Genomic DNA, 17,876 nt, shown 5'->3' with positions numbered 1-17,876 from the left:
GTTCTCAACTAAATTTATCGGATATAAAATAAGCAACTTTTAATAAAAAAGCTGTGATCCCGGCTGCCATCAAAGGGCCGACCGGAATCCCCCGCAAAAAGATAATGCCAAAAATGGAACCAATGACAAGACCCACAATTAATTGTGGGTCTATTTTTAATAGCTCCAACCCTTTTCCGTTCATATACGTTGCAATCGCTCCTCCAAGAAGAGCAATAATTCCCGGCCAAGAGGTAAATACCGACATGATGTCCTTCATAGAGATTCGTTCACTTGCAAACGGTACAAGGACGCCAATCGTCAGAAAAAGCAATCCCAGCTCCAAGCCTCTGCGCTCCATAGCGGGGAAAAATCGCATTAATCCGACAAGTTTCAAGGCAAGCAGCATGCAAGAAGCAGTTGTAATAATTGGAGAACGGCCTATGAGTCCAATAACAATGAGTGTAACTAAGATTATATTGCCATTCATCATCAAAACCCCTCACCCTCATAACTTTCCATCTTAGTTTATGAGAGGGGCTTGTATTTAGAACGCAGGACGCCCTGAAGTCCCTAGCAGCACCATTTGATCACTTTCAAGGACCGGCACTTGATCTGTGATATTTGTTTTGGCACAGGCTTCAATATCCGCCTGAAAACCGGACTTGCACATTTTCTTTCCATTCGTGGAGGACAGCAGTGTATCGTATAACGTTTTTTGAGCTTGCAAAAAACATCCTCGCATAGCTAAACCGAAATCATTGGTTGCTATCTGTTTCTCGCCTAGAGCCCGGATTAGCTCCTCAAGAATGTGCCCAGCGCAAAGTCCATCCTCTAAGGAGAAGACGTCTTGTGTCCCTGCGCATAGAATCACAGTGTCTCTCTTGAAGGCAATCGCAGCCGCTGCGCAAGCTTTACTATTTAAAAAAGAACCTGCCAGCACTTGATCGGCTTTTATCGCCTTTTGAATGCCTCTAGTGCCGTTCGTTGTAGTCAGGATCACACGTTTGCCCTGTACAGCTTCCTTGGTATATTCCAATGGTGAATTACCGAAATCGAAACCGGGAATTTTCTTGCAAAATCGTTCCCCTCCAAGCAGATCACCCTCTTGTTGCAATTCTTTGGCCCTCAGAACGGTATCCACTGGAACGATGGCTTTGCATCCGTTAATCAATGCGGTGATGATCGTGCTAGTTGCACGGATAACATCAACGACGATGACGGTTTTATGAAGAAAATCGTCACTTCTTGCTTCGCCGATGTTGGCGACAACCTCGATATGCATCTTTTATTCCTTTCTGGTACCTAAGGACAACGTATCGGAACGCAGTCCTCTGCGCAATGCTTCCAAAGCAATAAGCTCATCCGGTGAGATGTTGCCCAAGTGGATATCTGCTCCAAGCATGCTAATCAAATGCACCTGTTGACTTTTGAGCGGAGCCTCCCACAGAAGCCGCTGCCCGGGAACGGCGGAGAGCACTTGCCCGACTTCCTCATCCTTACATTTTCCCTGTGAATCAAAAATCCCAACACCCATCCCGGATTCACGAGCTTCAATCGTTACTAGGGAAGCTCCGAATTCGGTGTCTAACATAACGGTCTCGATTAATTCCTCTAATTCGATGGCAGAACCCCAGCCCTTTTTACCATATTCCGTAATAACCTCTAGTCCTTCGTCTAGCCCGCGCGCTATCAACTCATTTCTAAGCTTACGGTCGAAATCAATGGTTCCATTGGATATTTCAACACCGTTAAACCCGAGTGCGACAATCATATCGAAATAGGAAGCCACTGCGTGCTGTGTAATTGCAACTTCGAGAAAGGTGCCTCCCGGATAGATGCAAATGCCATTTTCTTTGGCGGCGTTAATTTTGCTTTTCAGCACATGTTGCGGATACAGAGGAGATGTGCCGAAGCCGAGTTTGATCAAATCCACATGATTGCTGCCCGCGGTAAGCAAATCTTCAAATGCATTTGGCCCTAAGCCTTTATCCATTACCATTGTTTTCCCCAACGTTCTGGGTTTGGCCTGCCTTTGTCCTGTGGGGTCGGCCAGAACGGGATTCCAGTTCAAATAAGAGGTAACTTCCATCGGTATTTCTCCTCACTGTCCTTCGAAGGTTCAATTATGTGTACAGCATATGCATCTGGGCAAATGGTGGTGCCCACTATGCCTAAAATCAGACGAGCCCGCATAAGGTAGGGTAAAAAGAGTGTGCTGCCGTTGAACCTTGCTGCAGCATTGAAGTTATGTTTGTGAGCTCCGCATTGATATAAAAACCTTCAGAGTCCATTGTAAAACTGTTCCTTTTATTGAATGAGATCTTATGTGGTTGGAACAGTTTTACAAAAGTCGCTTCCGGCCTTTTATATCAATTCTACGCGAGTTACTTTAATGCTGCAGCCGGTTCAAAAGAGCTGTTTCTTTTTACGAAAGGAGTAGAAAACATGAACAAAATTGTTCTGACGATGGCGTCGCTGAGACTGATGTCAGGGAGTATAGAGATCATAGCAGCGATCGTCATGTTGAGACTGGCGACAGTGGAGAAGGCGCTGCTAGTGAACTCTACGCTTGCTCTAGTAGGTCCTCTAGTACTACTAGCTACTACGACGATAGGTTTGGTAGGGATAGCAGAGAAACTTTCCTATGGGAAGATGCTCTGGGTGATTGCGGGAGTAAGCTGTCTATTCATTGGTATTTTAAAAAAGTAAACGGTCATATTTCTTTCTATTAAGCATAGAAATGAATATAGAAGACTGGACAACTTGGAGGGATGTTTCGCTATGCACGACACGATTATGCACATTCTTCCTCAGACGCTTCGGATTCTACTCTCAGCTTTGCCTCCGGACGTACAAGCTAGCGTTGAGGAAATCAGGGTGAGAGAATCGCGCCCCTTCGAGCTAATCTGGGGGGACGGGTACGCTTTCGTTGATGAGAGAGGCCAATTAGTGACTGGGGAAGATCAGGCGTACAAACCAACCCGACAAGATTGTTTGACCTTGCTGGAGATGCTAACGAACCATTCCATGTACACCCATGAAGAAGAACTGCGGAGAGGTTATATCACCATTGCCGGCGGCCATCGAGTCGGACTAGCCGGGCGTACGGTGTTAGATCAAGGAGATGTCAAGCAGATTCGCGATGTTAGCTCGTTTAATATTCGGATTGCCCGTGAGATTCAAGGGGTAGGCAAGCAGGTACTACCGCATCTCTTCGACCCTATTCGGAGAAGTGTCCATCACACGCTCGTGATCTCGCCGCCGCAGCAAGGGAAGACAACCCTGATTCGTGACATGGCCAGGCTCATTAGCCGCGGAGAGTGGGGCGTGAACAGCCTGGGCACGACAGGCAAGAAGGTAGGCGTAGTCGATGAACGCTCAGAATTGGCGGCTTGTGTCAAAGGAGTGCCCAGATTCGATCTGGGACCGAGAACAGACGTCATGGACGGTTGCCCAAAAGCGGAAGGCATGATGATGATGATTCGATCCTTATCGCCAGATGTGCTGGTCGTCGATGAAATCGGCCGGCCAGAAGATGCAGGAGCGATCCACGAGGCTGTCCATACGGGGATTCGCGTTGTTGCAACCGCGCATGGTGCCGATTATGAGGATGTGCGAATGAGGCCTGTTCTGAAGCAGCTTTTGGAAGAGGGTGTATTTACGAGATATGTCATCCTGCATCGAAGAAAAGGCGAGCCTGCTGCCTATCGCATACTGGATCGGACGGGTAAGCCATTGGAACTCTATCCTGCACGTAAAGGATGATGAAAGATGCTGAAATTCGTTGGCGGGATACTCATTATCAGTGCCGCCACCTTGTATGGTTTTCTGCAAGCCGCTCATTACGTCAGGCGACCTAAACAAATCCGGATGCTGATCTCAGCGCTAGGACGCATGGAGACAGAAATCACATACGCAGTTACACCACTGCCTGAAGCATTCTCCTCACTTGGCAAGCAAGTGGCTGAACCTCTCTCCTCCTTGTTTCGATTAACATCGGAGCGGTTGCTGGCGAGTGACGGGACATCGACTCGTGACATTTGGCATAGAAGCGTTAAGGATGTATGGGGAAGAACATCGATGAAGCATGCCGAGCAAGAGGTTGTGCTGCAGCTCGGGTCTGTACTAGGCGTGACGGATCGCAGTGATCAAATCAAACATTTGCGGCTAGCTATTTCACAGCTTCAGGCAGAAGAAACGGAGTCTAGGGAAGATCAACGCCGTTACGAGAAAATGTGGAAAAGCCTGGGTGTCCTTATCGGAGCACTAATCGTAATTTTGATGTATTAAGGGAAGCAAGGGACTTGCCTTATGGCAGAAGTTCCTTGTCAACAGAGTGAGGTGCCTGGAATGAACGTAGATGTGAATGCCATTTTCCAGATTGCCGGCATCGGCATCATCATTGCGATGATCCATTCGGTGCTCAAGCAGATGGGGAAAGAGGATATGGCACACTGGGTCACGGTCATTGGCTTCGTGGTCGTGCTCTTCATGGTTGTCAGCATGCTCGATCATTTGTTTAAAGAAATCAAAACGATCTTCTTATTCCAATGAGGTGTGCCGTATGGAAATCATCCAGATTGTAGGCCTGGGGCTCATCGTTACAATCTTAACGCTCATCATCAAGGAGCAGAAACCCATGTTTGCGTTCTTGCTGGCCGCCTTTACAGGCATCATGATTTTCTTGTTTCTGATCGGCAAAATCTCCAGTGTCATCCAGGTGCTTGAAGATTTAGCGCAAAAATCAAATATCAATATGGTGTTTCTTAAAACGATCCTGAAAATCATCGGCGTTGCCTACATTGCTGAGTTCGGCGCACAAATTGTGCGCGATGCCGGACAAGAATCCGTCGCCTCCAAGATCGAACTCTCTGGGAAAGTACTCATTATGGTGATGGCGATTCCGATCATTACTGTCATCATCGAGACTGTCGTTAAGCTGCTCCCTGCTTAGATGATCCATTTAGGAGTGACTCAAATGAACCTACTTTATTCGCACCAGAAGCTGAACAACCGCTGGATCATCTTGTTCATCATGACAATGGCCTTGTGGCTTGGCATGTCGAACTTCACGACAGCAGAATCACCGACAGACGCCATCATCAAGGAACAAGCAGAACATTTGAATACGGAGCCTGTCGAGCAATATTGGGATAAGCTCATGAAAGATTACGGCGGTTACTTTCCCGAAAGCAAGACGCCGACCTTCATGGAACTACTCCTGGGTACGAAGGGCATCAGTATGAAAAGCATATTCAAAGGACTTTTACGTTACGTTTTTCATGAGATCATCATCAACGGCAAACTGCTCGCTTCCATCGTGATTCTAACGATTTTCAGTATGATTCTCGAAACGCTGCAGAGCTCATTCGAAAGAAACACGGTAAGTAAGCTCGGCTACTCGATTACCTACATGGTCTTGATTATTATCGCAATTAATTCCTTCAGCGTAGCAATCGGATATGCCAAAACCGCAATCACTTCAATGATAGAATTCATGATCGCAATCATGCCTTTACTGCTAACATTGCTAGCTTCTATGGGAAATGTAACCTCAGTAGCCATTTTGCATCCGCTCATCGTTTTCATGATTCACTCGGTGGGCACGGCGATTTATGTCTTTGTCTTTCCGTTATTGTTCTTCTCGGCCGTTCTGCACATCGTGAGCTCGCTAAGTGAGAAATACAAAGTCACCCAGCTGGCAAACCTGCTTCGCACAATCAGTCTTAGCATGCTCGGGGTTTTCGTCACTGTTTTCCTCGGCGTGATTTCGATACAAGGGACTGCCGGTGCGGTGCGAGATGGTGTTGCCATCCGAACAGCCAAATACATCACAGGCAACTTTGTTCCCGTGGTAGGCCGTTTATTCTCCGATGCAACGGAGACGGTTATAGGCGCATCCTTGCTCGTGAAAAATGCGATCGGACTTGTCGGCGTTGTCATTCTGATCATGCTGTGCGCGTTCCCGGCGATCAAGATTCTGACCTTGGCTTTCATCTACAACTTGTCTGCAGCGGTCATGCAGCCTTTGGGAGACAGCCCGATCATTGCTTGCTTGCAGACGATAGGCAAAAGCTTGATTTACGTTTTCGCTGCGCTGGCAGCTGTGAGTTTAATGTTCTTTCTGGCTTTAACGATCATGATTACGATCAGTAACGTCTCGGTGATGATGCGGTGAAAGGAGATTCGCTATGGACTGGTTAGGCGGATGGCTGAAAACGGTCATCATGGTCATCATGCTGGCCACCTTCGTTGATCTTCTACTCCCCAGCAACACCATGCAGCGCTATGTAAAAACAGTCATGAGCTTATTCATTTTACTAACACTTTTAACGCCAGTCTTGCAGTTATTTCAGAAAGATTGGGATGTGGATCAATTGCTTAGCCAAGCGGAGAAGCAGCAAAACGAAAAGACGATGCTAGCTAGCGGAAGTGGAGGAAGCTCCTGGATGAAATCACTTGATGTGATTACAAAAGATGCCCAAAAGCTTCAAGCTGCGGGCCAAGAGCAATCACAGCAGATGATCCAGACCCAGCTTGCCGGACTGATGAAAGAAGACATTCAGAAACAGACGGACCTAACCGTTCATGACGTGCAGGTCGTCGCGCAAATAGACAATAATGGGAAGCCCTCCATTACGAAAGTCAGGGTCACCCTTGATGATATAGAAGTCAAAAGAAAGTCAAGTCCTGCTGCTGGGTCCAAAAGTATTGCTGCTATGGAACCGGTTAAGCCTATTGATCCGATAAGGATTAAAGCGAATGAACAAGAAACAACGGCATCGGCCCAAGATGCAGCACCTTATGAGCAAGAGGTTGAACGATTGAAACAAGGCATTACGCGCAATTGGCTGGTTGAACCTGAACGCATTGATATCCAAGTTGAACAAAGGAATGGAAGGATTGCGAGGTGAATCGATGGGAACATTGCTGCAATGGATGGAGAACAAATTCGGCGGAGGTCCGGGAGGACCGAAACGTAAGAACACACTCCTATGGGTCATCATGATCGGACTTATGGGAGCGGCGCTGATGATTATGAATGCATTTATGACTGTAAAAGAGGTTGATCCCATCACTGCGGGCAGAGCCTCTCCGCCTCCCAGTAAAGAAACATTTCTCAATAATACATCCAAGGAGAACTCTAGCTTTCACGAATATGAACTGGCGTATCAGTCGCAGCTCAAAGATATTTTACAGAAAATCGTTGGTGTTGGCGATGTTGAAGTACTGGTCACCATTGAGTCGACGGAGGAATTGACCGTCGACAAAAATTACAATGATAACCAGCAAATGACGACAGAACGCGACAATGGCGGGGCGACTCGAAATATTTCCCAGGTCACGCGAAGCGGGGAAGTGGTTATCTATCAAGTGTCAGGCGACCAGAAGCCGCTTGTGCTCAAATATATCAAACCTAAGATCAGAGGGGTCATCGTTGTCGCGAAGGGCGCTGAGAATCTGACGGTGAAGAAAATGATTTCGGAAGCCGTCGAGCGCGGGCTGGACGTCCCATTGAATCGTATCTCCATTTTACCCCGGAAAACCGGTGAATAAATCAATAAATCCAATAGGCAATCAAAATTGAGGAGGAATATACAATGAACGCAAAAAGACAAACAATTTGGCTCGTATCTATGCTTAGCTTGATGGTGGTGCTTTCCGCTTACTATTTGTTCACCGAGGATGTGAATAAACTCGATTTGGCATCGACGGATACGACGAAGCAGAGCCAAGAAGTGAAGATTGATATGGCTCAGGTTGACACGGCAAATGCAGCAAAAACAGACGTAAAAGCAACAACAGGCACAGATACAAAAGTCGACACGAAAGCAACAACGCCGCAAAATTCAACAAAAACAGACGTTAAGGCAGACGCTAAAACGGATGTTAAAAACGATGCAAAAACGGATGCAAAAACAGATGTAAAAACAGACGTGAAAACAGATGCAAAAGCAAATGTGAAAACGGACGATCAAGTGTTGAAACAAATGGAAGAACAAGCGAAAACAACGTCGGCAAGCGACTACTTCACGAATGAGCAAATGAAACAAAGTGAATATTTCGCCAAAGCTTCCTCCGATTTGATGGAAATCATCATTGACACGAAAAAAACACCTGAAGCAGTAGCGAAAGCAACGAATGATTTATCGAAATTGACAGATGTTCAAGAAAAAGTTGAAAATCTGCAAGAAGTGCTGATGAAAGACTTCCCGCAAGCCATCGTTAATCAAGAAGGCAACAAATGGAAAGTAACCGTTCAAAGCGATAAACTGGAGAAAAGTCAAGGGGTTACCATCGTTGATATGGTCGTCAAAGAGCTTGGTGCAGCTCCAGAAAACATCAAAATTCAATACGTTCGTCCATAGTTTAAAAGAGCTGTCAACACGGCAAGGGAGGGTACAGGAAAGGGTCCAGGTAAAACTGGACTCTTTCCATTTCTTGCGTTTATGGGTATAATACATACGTTGCGGCTATGAAACCGCATTTTTTACTGGTTCACCAACTTTGAAGGAGTGACATGAATGTTCAAATTGAGTGAAATCAAAGAGTTAATCAAACTCGTCGATCAATCCTCTTTACAAGAACTTGAAATTGAAAATGAAGGTGCTCGCCTGTCGATTCGCAAGCCGAATAAATCAGAGCCTGTTTACGTAACAGCACCAGTTCAACACACATATGCTCCGATTGGTCAAGCAAGTGTTCCTCACGCAGCACCGGCTGCAGCTTTGGAAACTTCTGTACCTGCGACTACTGGACATGCTAAGCAAGAGGACTCATCTTTACATAAGATCGTTTCACCGATGGTAGGAACTTTCTATCAGTCTGCTTCTCCTGGCGCTGCTCCTTTCGCAAGTGTTGGTCAAAAAGTAGGCGATAAAACCGTTGTGTGTATCGTTGAAGCTATGAAATTGATGAATGAGATTGAAGCCGAAATCAAAGGTGAAATCGTTGAAGTACTCGTTGAGAACGGTCAACTTGTTGAGTACGGACAACCTTTATTTTTGGTTAGACCGGAGTAAGTTAGTATTTTGCTAACGGAAAACTCTTAGGAGGAAAATTAATGAAATTTCATAAAATCCTAATAGCGAACCGAGGAGAAATAGCTGTTCGTATTATCCGAGCTTGCCGTGAATTGGGCATTTATACGGTGGCTGTATATTCGGAAGCAGATCGTGAAGCGCTGCATGTGCGACTTGCTGACGAAGCCTATTGTATTGGTCCGACTGCGTCTAAGGACAGCTACTTGAACTTCACGAACCTGATGAGTGTTGCTACACTAACAGAATGTGATGCCATTCATCCCGGTTATGGATTTTTAGCGGAAAACGCCGACTTCGCAGAAATTTGCGAAAGCTGCAACATTACGTTCATCGGTCCTTCACCTGACGCCATTAGCCGTATGGGCGACAAGGCGGTTGCCAAGCAAACGATGAAAGACGCACGCGTGCCAATCATTCCAGGGTCCGACGGGTTGGTTGAAAACGTGGAAGACGCAATCGTCATCGCAAGAGATATCGGGTATCCGGTTATCATTAAGGCGACAGCCGGCGGCGGCGGTAAAGGAATTCGTATTGCCGAAAATGAAGAGACGCTTGTCTCCCAAATTACGGCTGCGCAACAAGAAGCGCAAAATGCTTTCGGCAACGCCGGTATATATTTGGAAAAATATTTAACGGGCATGAAGCATGTGGAGATTCAAATTTTAGCGGACAAACATGGTAACGTCGTTCACTTGGGTGAACGCGATTGTTCCGTACAGCGCCGCAGACAGAAGCTCGTAGAAGAAGCACCTTGTCCGATCCTGACGCCTGAAACGCGTGCAGCAATGGGGCAAGCAGCCGTTCGCGCAGCCTTGGCTGTTAATTATTCGGGTGCAGGAACATTGGAATTCTTGCTTGGACCTGACGGTAATTTCTACTTCATGGAAATGAATACGAGAATTCAAGTCGAGCATCCCGTAACCGAAATGATTACCGGTATCGACATTATCCAAGAGATGATCAGCGTTGCCGAAGGCAATCCGTTATCCTTCTCGCAAGATGATGTTCGTATCAACGGATGGGCGATCGAATGCCGTGTGAACGCGGAAGATCCGAACCGGAATTTTATGCCTTCCGCAGGCCAAGTAAAATTCTACTTGCCTCCTGGTGGATTCGGGGTTCGCGTAGACAGTGCCGTTTATCCGGGCTATACGATTCCTCCGCACTATGATTCTATGATCGCCAAACTAATCGTCTGGGGAAGTACGCGCGATGAAGCGATTGCCCGCATGAAAAGAGCGCTCACGGAGTTTGCCGTTGACGGTGTTAACACAACGATTCCGTTTCATCTGAAACTGCTTGAACACAAGAAGTTCATCAAAGGCGACCATGATATTAAATTCTTGGAAGAGCACGACGTGAACGATGCAGATTCATAGATAATCATTTGTCATATTTTTGGCAAAATGGTATAGTTATAAATTAAGGATGGCTTATCCAAAAATTCTTAGGAGGTGCCACAATGAGCACAATCGCTCCGGATTACGTCAAAACAGACATGGGCAGCATCCAAATTGCCCCCGAGGTTATTGAAATCATTGCCGGTTTGGCAACGGTGGAAGTGCAAGGAGTAGCGGGGATGAGCGGTGGACTTGCTGGCGGCATTGCTGAATTGCTTGGACGCAAGAACTTGTCCAAAGGCGTAAAGGTAGAAGTCGGACAACGTGAAGCTGCCATTGACGTCTCCATCATTATCGAATATGGGAATCGCATTCCTGAGGTTGCTAGCGCCATTCAACAGAATGTGAAGCACGCAATCGAATCAATGACTGGACTTAGCGTCGTTGAGGTTAATGTTCATATTCATGATGTTCATTTTAAACAGGCAGATAAACCGGTTGAAGAAGAAACAGCAGCTGCTGGTCGAGTGAAATAAGGCGGAATTGCTGCATCCATATGGATCATTGAAACCCCCTACAGCATGCAGGGGGTTTCCTCTAACTATAGGAAGGGGACAAGCTTACGTGGGTAAAATTGTGGACAGGCTCTTGCTGCTTCTCTATAGCCTAATTATTTTCGTTGCATCTATCCTTGTATTGTTCACAGCATCGAGCTGGATCCCATTAGAACAAGTAGGTCAACTGTTACGTAATTTCTATTACGAGAAGAACTATGCATATCCGGCCATCGTTATTAGCTTGGTTATGCTGCTAATTTCTGTTCGGTTTCTCATTCTAACGCTTCGCCGCGGCCGCGCTCAAGCGCCATCGATTGATCAACGCACGGATTTTGGCGATATTCGCATTTCTATGGAAACCGTCGAGAATTTATCTTTGAAAGCTGCTGGTCGTTCGAAAGGTGCCAAAGACCTGCGCGCGCGTGTAAGAGTGAATCAATCAGGACTTGAAATTACGCTCAGAACCGTGGTGGATGGCGAAAGTTCGATTCCTGAACTCACGGAAGAGATGCAAAGTACTGTGAAAAGTTACATAGAGGACATTACCGGCATTCCCGTAGCTTCCGTAACCGTATTCGTAGCAAATATCGTGCAATCAGCCCCAACGTTTAAAAGCCGAGTCGAATAGAGGTGAACCCACTCATGTGGAACGAATTGTGGGAGTCCCATAGGGGCAAAGTGATCGGAGTGGCAGCAGGCATTTTCTTCGGCTTCATTTATTTATTTTTTGGATTCTGGGATATGCTGATCTTTGGATTCATTGTTCTGGTCGGATTTTATATTGGGAACAAACTGGATCGCAAGGAAAGTTTCGTCATGCTTGAAGACATTTGGCGCTATCTCACGCAAAAATGGAGAATGTTTCGCTAAAATCCCTGGTACATCCATGGATTTTTTTGTTTGGATTGGCTCCATTATGACGTATACTAACAAAAAGAGCTTTAAAGGACGAAGTCAGTTTTGCTAAAGCAAAACTCAAAGTTTACGCTTGCGAAGACAGTTTTGCTAAAGCAAAACTCTTAGGAGGAACAAAATGAAACGCAGAGTTGCACGAGAACTTGCTGTACAAAGCTTATACCAAATCCAGATGAATGAGGCTACCCCTCAGGAAGCTGTCCAAATCGCTGTTCATGAAGCGGAAAATGACAATGAAACGCAATTGGATTTCAAAGGGGACAAAATTAATTCAGCTTACATTGTGGAGCTGGTCGAGGGGACATATAGCAATAAAGTTAGAATTGATGAGCTGCTGGAAGAGTATTTGAAAGGCTGGGCAATGGACAGGCTGTCACGCATTGATCGTGAAGTGCTGCGTCTGGCTGTCTACGAAATGCTCTACCGAGACGACGTTCCGCCGAAAGTTGTCGTGAATGAAGCCATTGATTTGGCTAAGCATTACGGCACAGACGAGTCCGGAAAATTCGTCAACGGTGTTCTTGGTAAAATGATCAAGGAAGTCGAAGATTTGAAAAGTAAGGTCACACCAACTTAACTTAACAGCTTACGAAGATGATGTTCACAACATTTTTAGGGGGAAAAAACATGTCTGGTCAAGTTATTAATGGAAAAGAATTGGTAAGTTCTATTCGTGAGGAAATTCGCGCGGATGCTGCAGCGCTTACAGCGAGTGGCCATCAACCAGGTCTTGTGGTTGTCATTGTAGGGGAAGACCCGGCTTCGCAAGTTTATGTTCGAAATAAAGCAAAAGCATGCGACGACGTAGGCATTTATTCGGAAGTACACCGTTTGCCTGAAGCTACGACTCAGCAAGAATTAATCGCACTCATTCACAAATTTAATAGCGACAACAGAATTAACGGCATTCTTGTGCAATCACCCCTGCCTAAACATATTGATGAAGAAGCTGTTGTGGATGAAATCGACCCATTGAAAGATGTGGATTGCTTTCACCCCGTGAATGTTGGGAATTTAATGATCGGTAAAGATGGTATGAAACCTTGTACGCCTCATGGGGTTATCGAAATTTTGAAACGCACAGGCGTAGAAATCGCAGGTAAACACGCTGTCGTCGTTGGAAGAAGCAATATTGTTGGGAAACCAATGGCTATGTTATTGCTGCGCGAACATGCAACTGTTTCTATTGTTCATTCACGTACTCCGAATATGGAGGAAATTACGAAGCAAGCGGATATTCTTGTTGTTGCCGTAGGTAAAGTGCATTTGATTAAAGCTCATCACGTAAAACCAGGCGCAGTTGTCATCGATGTGGGGATGAATCGTCCTGCTGACGGCAAGTTGACTGGTGACGTTGATTTCGAAGCGGTAAAAGAAATAGCAAGCGCAATTACACCGGTGCCGGGCTGTGTGGGACCGATGACGATTACAATGCTGCTTCGCAATACGGTGGATGCTGCAAGCCGCGCCGCTAAAGTGAATGTGAGTGTTTAACCGAGCTTATGGGTAGAAACGAGACGAAGATTTTTTCTGTCAAGGATTTAAATCGCTATATTAAATTGCTGCTTGAAGGCGATAATCGCCTTCAGGATGTATGGGTGCGAGGAGAGATTTCCAACTTCACGCATCATTCCAGCGGCCATATGTATTTTACGTTGAAGGATGCCGATGGCAGACTGAAGAGTATCATGTTCGCCTCCCATAACCAGAGGCTAGGCTTCATTCCCAAAGAAGGTACCAAGGTAATTGCCCGAGGTAATATTTCCGTGTATGAACGGGACGGCGCCTACCAGTTCTATGTGACAGCGATGCAGCCGGATGGCATCGGCAGCTTGTATTTAGCTTTCGAGCAGCTGAAAAAGAAGCTCGAAACGGAAGGGCTGTTCGCGGCGGAGCGCAAAAAACCGATTCCTCGGTTTCCACGTGCGATCGGCGTGATCACCTCCCCGACGGGGGCCGCGATCCGTGATGTCATCATCACGCTTCAGCGGCGCTATCCGTCGGTGCAAATCCTCCTGTACCCCGTACTTGTACAGGGGACAGGAGCAGCTCCTTCGATCGTTAAGGCGATCGAAGCGATGAACCGCCTCGGTGAAGCCGACGTGCTCATCGTGGGCCGCGGAGGCGGCTCACTGGAGGAGCTGTGGGCGTTCAACGAGGAAGCTGTGGCGCGGGCGATTGCAGCCTCCGCGATTCCTGTCATCTCGGCCGTCGGCCACGAGACGGACTTCACGATCGCGGACTTCGTCGCCGATCTGAGAGCTCCTACGCCTACGGCGGCGGCGGAGCTCGCCGTGCCCAGCACGCTGGAGCTGAAGCAGCAGCTATCGCAGCAGGCGCAGCGCCTGCACTACGGGCTGCTCCAGCAGCTGCGCCGCAAGCAGGAACGGCTGGAGCGCGCGAAGCGCTCGCCGTTCTTGACGAACCCCCGCAGGCAGCTGCTGATGCAGCCTGCGGAAAGACTCGACCGGCTGGCGGAGCAGCTCGGTTACCGGATGCGCCAGCGCGTTCAGCGGCTGGGGGAGCGGCATATGAAGCTGGAGCGTACGCTCAGCAGCTTCAATCCCAAAGAGCAGGCCGTGTTCGCAAGGCGGCGCCTCGATACTTCGGGGCGGCAGATGCTCACGGCCATGCAGACCCTCCTGCGTGCGAAGAAGCAGGAGTGGCAAGCCAGCGTCCGTCATCTGGACGCCCTCAGCCCGCTGAAGGTCATGCAGCGCGGCTACAGCTTGGCGTATGACGAAGAGGACCAGGTCCTCATTCGCTCCGTTACCCAGGTGAAGGTTGGGGACCATGTGAAGATTCGCCTCAAGGACGGCAGATTGGACTGCCAAGTATCGGGGATGGAGGAGAACCAAAATGTCAACGAATGAAACGGAAGTAAGTTTTGAAGTCGCGATTGAGCAATTGGAGCGCATTGTGGCGCAATTGGAAAGCGGCGACGTACCTCTGGAGAAAGCGATTGAGCTTTATCAAGAAGGTGTGCGGCTCTCTCACTTGTGCGGTGTGAAGCTTGAGCAAGTCGAGAAGAAAATTGAGATGCTGGTTGAAGGGGAAACAGGCACTATAAACAGGAAGCCTTTCCAACCTGCCTTGGAAGATAAGGGGAATTAGGTTGAAGACAATGTCCACTATTCGTGAATATATTGCTTCGAATGCTGAAATGGTCGAAGCAGCATTAATACAAGCACTCCCTGCGCAGTGGAATGTACCTGCCTCTCTGCGTGAGTCAATGAACTATTCGCTGATGGCTGGCGGGAAACGGCTTCGCCCTATTCTTGTTCTGGCGGCAGCTGAGGCGCTTGGAGGATCCCAAGCAGCAGCATTACCTGCAGCACTTGCGATTGAAATGGTGCATACGTACTCCTTGATTCATGATGATCTCCCTGCGATGGATAATGATGATTACCGCAGAGGTAAACTGACGAATCATAAAGTATACGGGGAAGCTATGGCTATCCTGGCCGGAGACGCTCTACTGACACACGCCTTCTACAGCATCACGCAAGCTCACAAAGTACATGGCATCCCAGCGGAACGCGTGCTATCCATCACGGAAGAACTTGCTGCATACGCGGGTGCAAGAGGTATGGTTGGTGGACAAGCCGCTGATATGCTTGGAGAACAGGGCTTAACGAAGCTTGAAGAATTGGAATTCATCCATCTGCATAAAACAAGTGATCTCATCGTATTTTCACTGCGGGCGGGCGCACATATTGCCGGAGCCACACCAGGGCAGCTAGCTGCGCTAAGCGAATTCGGGAATGCGATAGGACTTGCTTTTCAAATTCAAGATGATATTTTGGATATTATCGGGGATGAGCAGAAGCTCGGCAAGCCGGTGAAGAGTGATGAGAAGCAGCAAAAGGTGACCTACCCGTATTTTATAGGGCTCGAAGCTTCCGAGATGAAGGTCAAAGAATTGACCGAACAGGCTAAGAAAGCACTTCTGCAAGGCGGGTTTACCAATCCGGAGCGGCTGTTTCAGCTTGCTGATTATCTAATGGAAAGAGATCATTAAAGGTTTATTTTACATATTTTGTTGTTACTTAGGGTGGATTTTCACGATTTGCCCAAAACTATGATATAATGGTGAAATGAATCTCAGTATTTTCACATTGAAAGTGAGGAAACAAGCGTGCTGCTCGAACAAATCAATCGACCTGAGGATTTGAAACGGTTATCCATGGCGGAGCTTGAGGTATTGGCTGGTGAAATCCGTCAATTTCTGATCGAAAAGTTATCCGTTACAGGTGGACATCTGTCCTCGAACTTAGGTGTGGTTGAGCTCACCATCGCTTTACATACCTTGTTCCACAGCCCCTATGATAAATTGCTTTTTGATGTGGGTCATCAGGCGTATGTACACAAAATTTTGACAGGCCGCAAGGATAAGTTTGATACATTGCGTAAGTACAAAGGCTTGTGTGGGTTTATCAAGCGATCTGAAAGTGAACATGACGTCTGGGAAGCCGGACACAGCAGTACCTCTTTATCCGCAGCGATGGGCATGGCCATGGCGCGTGATCTCAAAGGCGAACACAACAAAGTCGTTGCCATCATCGGTGACGGTGCTATTACTGGCGGCATGGCGCTGGAAGCCATGAATCATATTGGTCATGAGAAGAAAAATATACTGGTCATTCTGAATGACAATGAAATGTCCATTGCGCCCAACGTCGGGGCGATTCATAACTATTTAAGCAAGATTCGTTCGGATCGCCATTATTTGAAGGCGAAAGAAGAAGTTGAACATTTACTTAAGAAAATACCTGCCATTGGCGGCACGTTGGCAAAAACAGCGGAGAAGCTGAAGGACAGTCTCAAATATTTTGTGTTGAACGGAGTTTGGTTTGAAGAGTTAGGCTTTACTTACATCGGTCCCGTAGACGGACACAATTTGCCTGTTTTACTGGATACTTTGAAGCAAGCAGAGAAAGTTGTCGGGCCTGTGCTTGTGCATGTCGTCACTACAAAAGGGAAGGGTTACACGCCTGCTGAGCAAGACTCTCATAGCTGGCATGGACCAGGACCTTACAAAATTGAGTCAGGCCAAGTGTTGAAATCGGTTGGACCTCCCATGTATACAGAGGTGTTTGGTAATACACTCATTCAGATGGCTGAACAGGATTCCCGCATCGTGGCGGTTACACCTGCTATGCCGGGGGGATCAGGCTTACTTAAGTTTGCCAAGCAATTCCCAAGCCGCATGATCGACGTTGGGATTGCTGAACAGCATGCGGCTACGTTATGCGCAGGGTTAGCCAGTGAAGGATTAAAGCCGGTGTTTGCCGTTTATTCCACTTTCCTGCAAAGAGCTTACGACCAAGTGGTCCATGATATTTGCCGTCCGAAGTTGAATGTGGCCTTTGCCATTGACCGCGCCGGGTTTGTAGGACCTGATGGCGAAACGCACCAAGGCGTATACGATATTGCTTTCTTGCGCTCGTTGCCTAATATGGTGTTGATGATGCCGAAGGATGAGAAAGAATTACAGGATATGATGCAGACAGCTCTTGAATATGACGAAGGGCCAATTGCTTATCGTTATCCTCGGAATAGCGGAGTCGGGGCGAACCTCGATGAAGCTCCGAAAGCCATCCCGATCGGAACTTGGGAGACGCTGCGTGATGGCGACTATGCCGCAGTTTTGGCGGTAGGTCCGATGGTTCAAGTTGCCTTAGAGGCTTCTGAGCAATTAGCCAAAGAAGGAATCAAACTTCGCGTTGTGAACGCTCGCTTCATTAAACCGCTGGATGAAGTCTACTTACGCCAGTTGGCGAATGAATCGATACCGATTATCACGATGGAAGAAGGCGCCATTCAAGGCGGGTTTGGCAGTGCTGTCATGGAGTTTTTTGCAGCTAATCATTTCACAGGATTACATGTTAACGTGATGGGGATTCCTGATTATTTCGTTGAGCATGGATCGGTGAAGGAACAACGTGAAGAGGTCGGACTTACTGCACACAATTTAATTGCTGAAGTGAAGAAGCTCGTGCCTCGCAAAAGACAACGGGCCTAAACGCTGCAACGCT

At 47.3% G+C, this 17,876-nt stretch carries 23 protein-coding genes; 20 read left to right on the top strand and 3 right to left on the bottom strand.

Annotated features, from left to right (window positions below; translation table 11 throughout):
- Window positions 1–4: 4 nt before the first annotated feature.
- The 3 genes from ACUN27_RS23475 to ACUN27_RS23465 are packed head-to-tail and all read right to left on the bottom strand — an operon-like array spanning window position 5 to window position 2,071.
- A complete protein-coding gene (locus tag ACUN27_RS23475; protein WP_127449623.1) occupies window positions 5–469 on the bottom strand; it encodes a DUF441 domain-containing protein in 465 nt (154 codons plus the stop codon).
- 57 nt (window positions 470–526) lie between these two features.
- Window positions 527–1,264 (bottom strand): 2-phosphosulfolactate phosphatase, encoded by a 738-nt coding sequence (locus ACUN27_RS23470; protein ID WP_445559650.1) that lies wholly within the window; start codon window positions 1,262–1,264, stop codon window positions 527–529.
- A gap of 3 nt (window positions 1,265–1,267) precedes the next feature.
- Entirely contained in the window at window positions 1,268–2,071 is an 804-nt protein-coding gene (locus ACUN27_RS23465) for a phosphosulfolactate synthase (RefSeq protein WP_315949136.1), read from the bottom strand.
- A 356-nt stretch (window positions 2,072–2,427) separates the two neighbouring features.
- Here ACUN27_RS23465 and ACUN27_RS23460 point away from each other — a divergent pair, with 356 nt between their 5' ends.
- The 20 genes from ACUN27_RS23460 (at window position 2,428) to dxs (ending at window position 17,863) form a co-directional block, all read left to right on the top strand.
- Window positions 2,428–2,691, top strand: coding sequence for a YqhV family protein (locus tag ACUN27_RS23460; RefSeq protein WP_145655469.1), 264 nt, complete (start codon window positions 2,428–2,430; stop codon window positions 2,689–2,691).
- Between the two features lie 72 nt (window positions 2,692–2,763).
- On the top strand, window positions 2,764–3,747 hold the full coding sequence (gene spoIIIAA / locus ACUN27_RS23455; RefSeq protein WP_315949137.1) for a stage III sporulation protein AA: 984 nt from the start codon (window positions 2,764–2,766) through the stop codon (window positions 3,745–3,747).
- Between the two features lie 6 nt (window positions 3,748–3,753).
- The gene (gene spoIIIAB / locus ACUN27_RS23450) at window positions 3,754–4,272 is read left to right on the top strand and encodes a stage III sporulation protein SpoIIIAB (protein WP_445559649.1); all 519 of its coding nucleotides are present in this window, start codon (window positions 3,754–3,756) and stop codon (window positions 4,270–4,272) included.
- Window positions 4,273–4,332: 60 nt separating this feature from the next.
- Window positions 4,333–4,536, top strand: a complete 204-nt coding sequence (gene spoIIIAC, locus ACUN27_RS23445; protein ID WP_029197158.1) for a stage III sporulation protein AC — start codon at window positions 4,333–4,335, stop codon at window positions 4,534–4,536.
- A gap of 10 nt (window positions 4,537–4,546) precedes the next feature.
- Window positions 4,547–4,936 carry a stage III sporulation protein AD gene (spoIIIAD, locus tag ACUN27_RS23440; RefSeq protein WP_315949139.1) on the top strand — a complete coding sequence of 130 codons (390 nt, stop codon included), beginning with the start codon at window positions 4,547–4,549 and terminating at the stop codon, window positions 4,934–4,936.
- A gap of 24 nt (window positions 4,937–4,960) precedes the next feature.
- On the top strand, window positions 4,961–6,160 hold the full coding sequence (gene spoIIIAE / locus ACUN27_RS23435; protein ID WP_379174467.1) for a stage III sporulation protein AE: 1,200 nt from the start codon (window positions 4,961–4,963) through the stop codon (window positions 6,158–6,160).
- Between the two features lie 13 nt (window positions 6,161–6,173).
- Window positions 6,174–6,896, top strand: coding sequence for a stage III sporulation protein AF (gene spoIIIAF, locus ACUN27_RS23430; protein ID WP_445559648.1), 723 nt, complete (start codon window positions 6,174–6,176; stop codon window positions 6,894–6,896).
- A gap of 4 nt (window positions 6,897–6,900) precedes the next feature.
- Entirely contained in the window at window positions 6,901–7,539 is a 639-nt protein-coding gene (gene spoIIIAG / locus ACUN27_RS23425; protein WP_127449639.1) for a stage III sporulation protein AG, read from the top strand.
- Window positions 7,540–7,583: 44 nt separating this feature from the next.
- Window positions 7,584–8,351, top strand: a complete 768-nt coding sequence (locus ACUN27_RS23420) for a SpoIIIAH-like family protein (protein WP_445559647.1) — start codon at window positions 7,584–7,586, stop codon at window positions 8,349–8,351.
- Window positions 8,352–8,507: 156 nt separating this feature from the next.
- Window positions 8,508–9,005: an acetyl-CoA carboxylase biotin carboxyl carrier protein gene (accB, locus tag ACUN27_RS23415; protein ID WP_127449643.1), complete on the top strand. Its 498-nt coding sequence runs from the start codon at window positions 8,508–8,510 to the stop codon at window positions 9,003–9,005.
- 41 nt (window positions 9,006–9,046) lie between these two features.
- The gene (gene accC / locus ACUN27_RS23410; RefSeq protein ID WP_157319926.1) at window positions 9,047–10,405 is read left to right on the top strand and encodes an acetyl-CoA carboxylase biotin carboxylase subunit; all 1,359 of its coding nucleotides are present in this window, start codon (window positions 9,047–9,049) and stop codon (window positions 10,403–10,405) included.
- Between the two features lie 83 nt (window positions 10,406–10,488).
- On the top strand, window positions 10,489–10,902 hold the full coding sequence (locus tag ACUN27_RS23405) for an Asp23/Gls24 family envelope stress response protein (protein WP_315949142.1): 414 nt from the start codon (window positions 10,489–10,491) through the stop codon (window positions 10,900–10,902).
- A gap of 88 nt (window positions 10,903–10,990) precedes the next feature.
- On the top strand, window positions 10,991–11,551 hold the full coding sequence (gene amaP / locus ACUN27_RS23400; protein ID WP_127449649.1) for an alkaline shock response membrane anchor protein AmaP: 561 nt from the start codon (window positions 10,991–10,993) through the stop codon (window positions 11,549–11,551).
- Window positions 11,552–11,565: 14 nt separating this feature from the next.
- Window positions 11,566–11,793, top strand: coding sequence for a DUF2273 domain-containing protein (locus tag ACUN27_RS23395; RefSeq protein ID WP_127449651.1), 228 nt, complete (start codon window positions 11,566–11,568; stop codon window positions 11,791–11,793).
- 163 nt (window positions 11,794–11,956) lie between these two features.
- Entirely contained in the window at window positions 11,957–12,415 is a 459-nt protein-coding gene (gene nusB, locus ACUN27_RS23390; protein WP_315949143.1) for a transcription antitermination factor NusB, read from the top strand.
- A gap of 50 nt (window positions 12,416–12,465) precedes the next feature.
- Window positions 12,466–13,332, top strand: a complete 867-nt coding sequence (gene folD, locus ACUN27_RS23385; RefSeq protein ID WP_315949144.1) for a bifunctional methylenetetrahydrofolate dehydrogenase/methenyltetrahydrofolate cyclohydrolase FolD — start codon at window positions 12,466–12,468, stop codon at window positions 13,330–13,332.
- 8 nt (window positions 13,333–13,340) lie between these two features.
- Window positions 13,341–14,711, top strand: coding sequence for an exodeoxyribonuclease VII large subunit (xseA, locus tag ACUN27_RS23380; protein ID WP_326061079.1), 1,371 nt, complete (start codon window positions 13,341–13,343; stop codon window positions 14,709–14,711).
- Window positions 14,698–14,952 carry an exodeoxyribonuclease VII small subunit gene (xseB, locus tag ACUN27_RS23375; protein ID WP_315949146.1) on the top strand — a complete coding sequence of 85 codons (255 nt, stop codon included), beginning with the start codon at window positions 14,698–14,700 and terminating at the stop codon, window positions 14,950–14,952. Before xseA ends, xseB begins: the two co-directional genes overlap by 14 nt.
- Before the next feature lie 10 nt (window positions 14,953–14,962).
- A complete protein-coding gene (locus ACUN27_RS23370; protein WP_315950358.1) occupies window positions 14,963–15,859 on the top strand; it encodes a polyprenyl synthetase family protein in 897 nt (298 codons plus the stop codon).
- Between the two features lie 117 nt (window positions 15,860–15,976).
- Window positions 15,977–17,863 (top strand): 1-deoxy-D-xylulose-5-phosphate synthase, encoded by a 1,887-nt coding sequence (dxs, locus tag ACUN27_RS23365; protein ID WP_445559646.1) that lies wholly within the window; start codon window positions 15,977–15,979, stop codon window positions 17,861–17,863.
- The last annotated feature ends 13 nt before the right edge of the window (window positions 17,864–17,876 follow it).

Source organism: Paenibacillus sp. WC2504, assembly GCF_052682475.1.
This window is presented reverse-complemented; position numbering and strand designations above follow the sequence as displayed.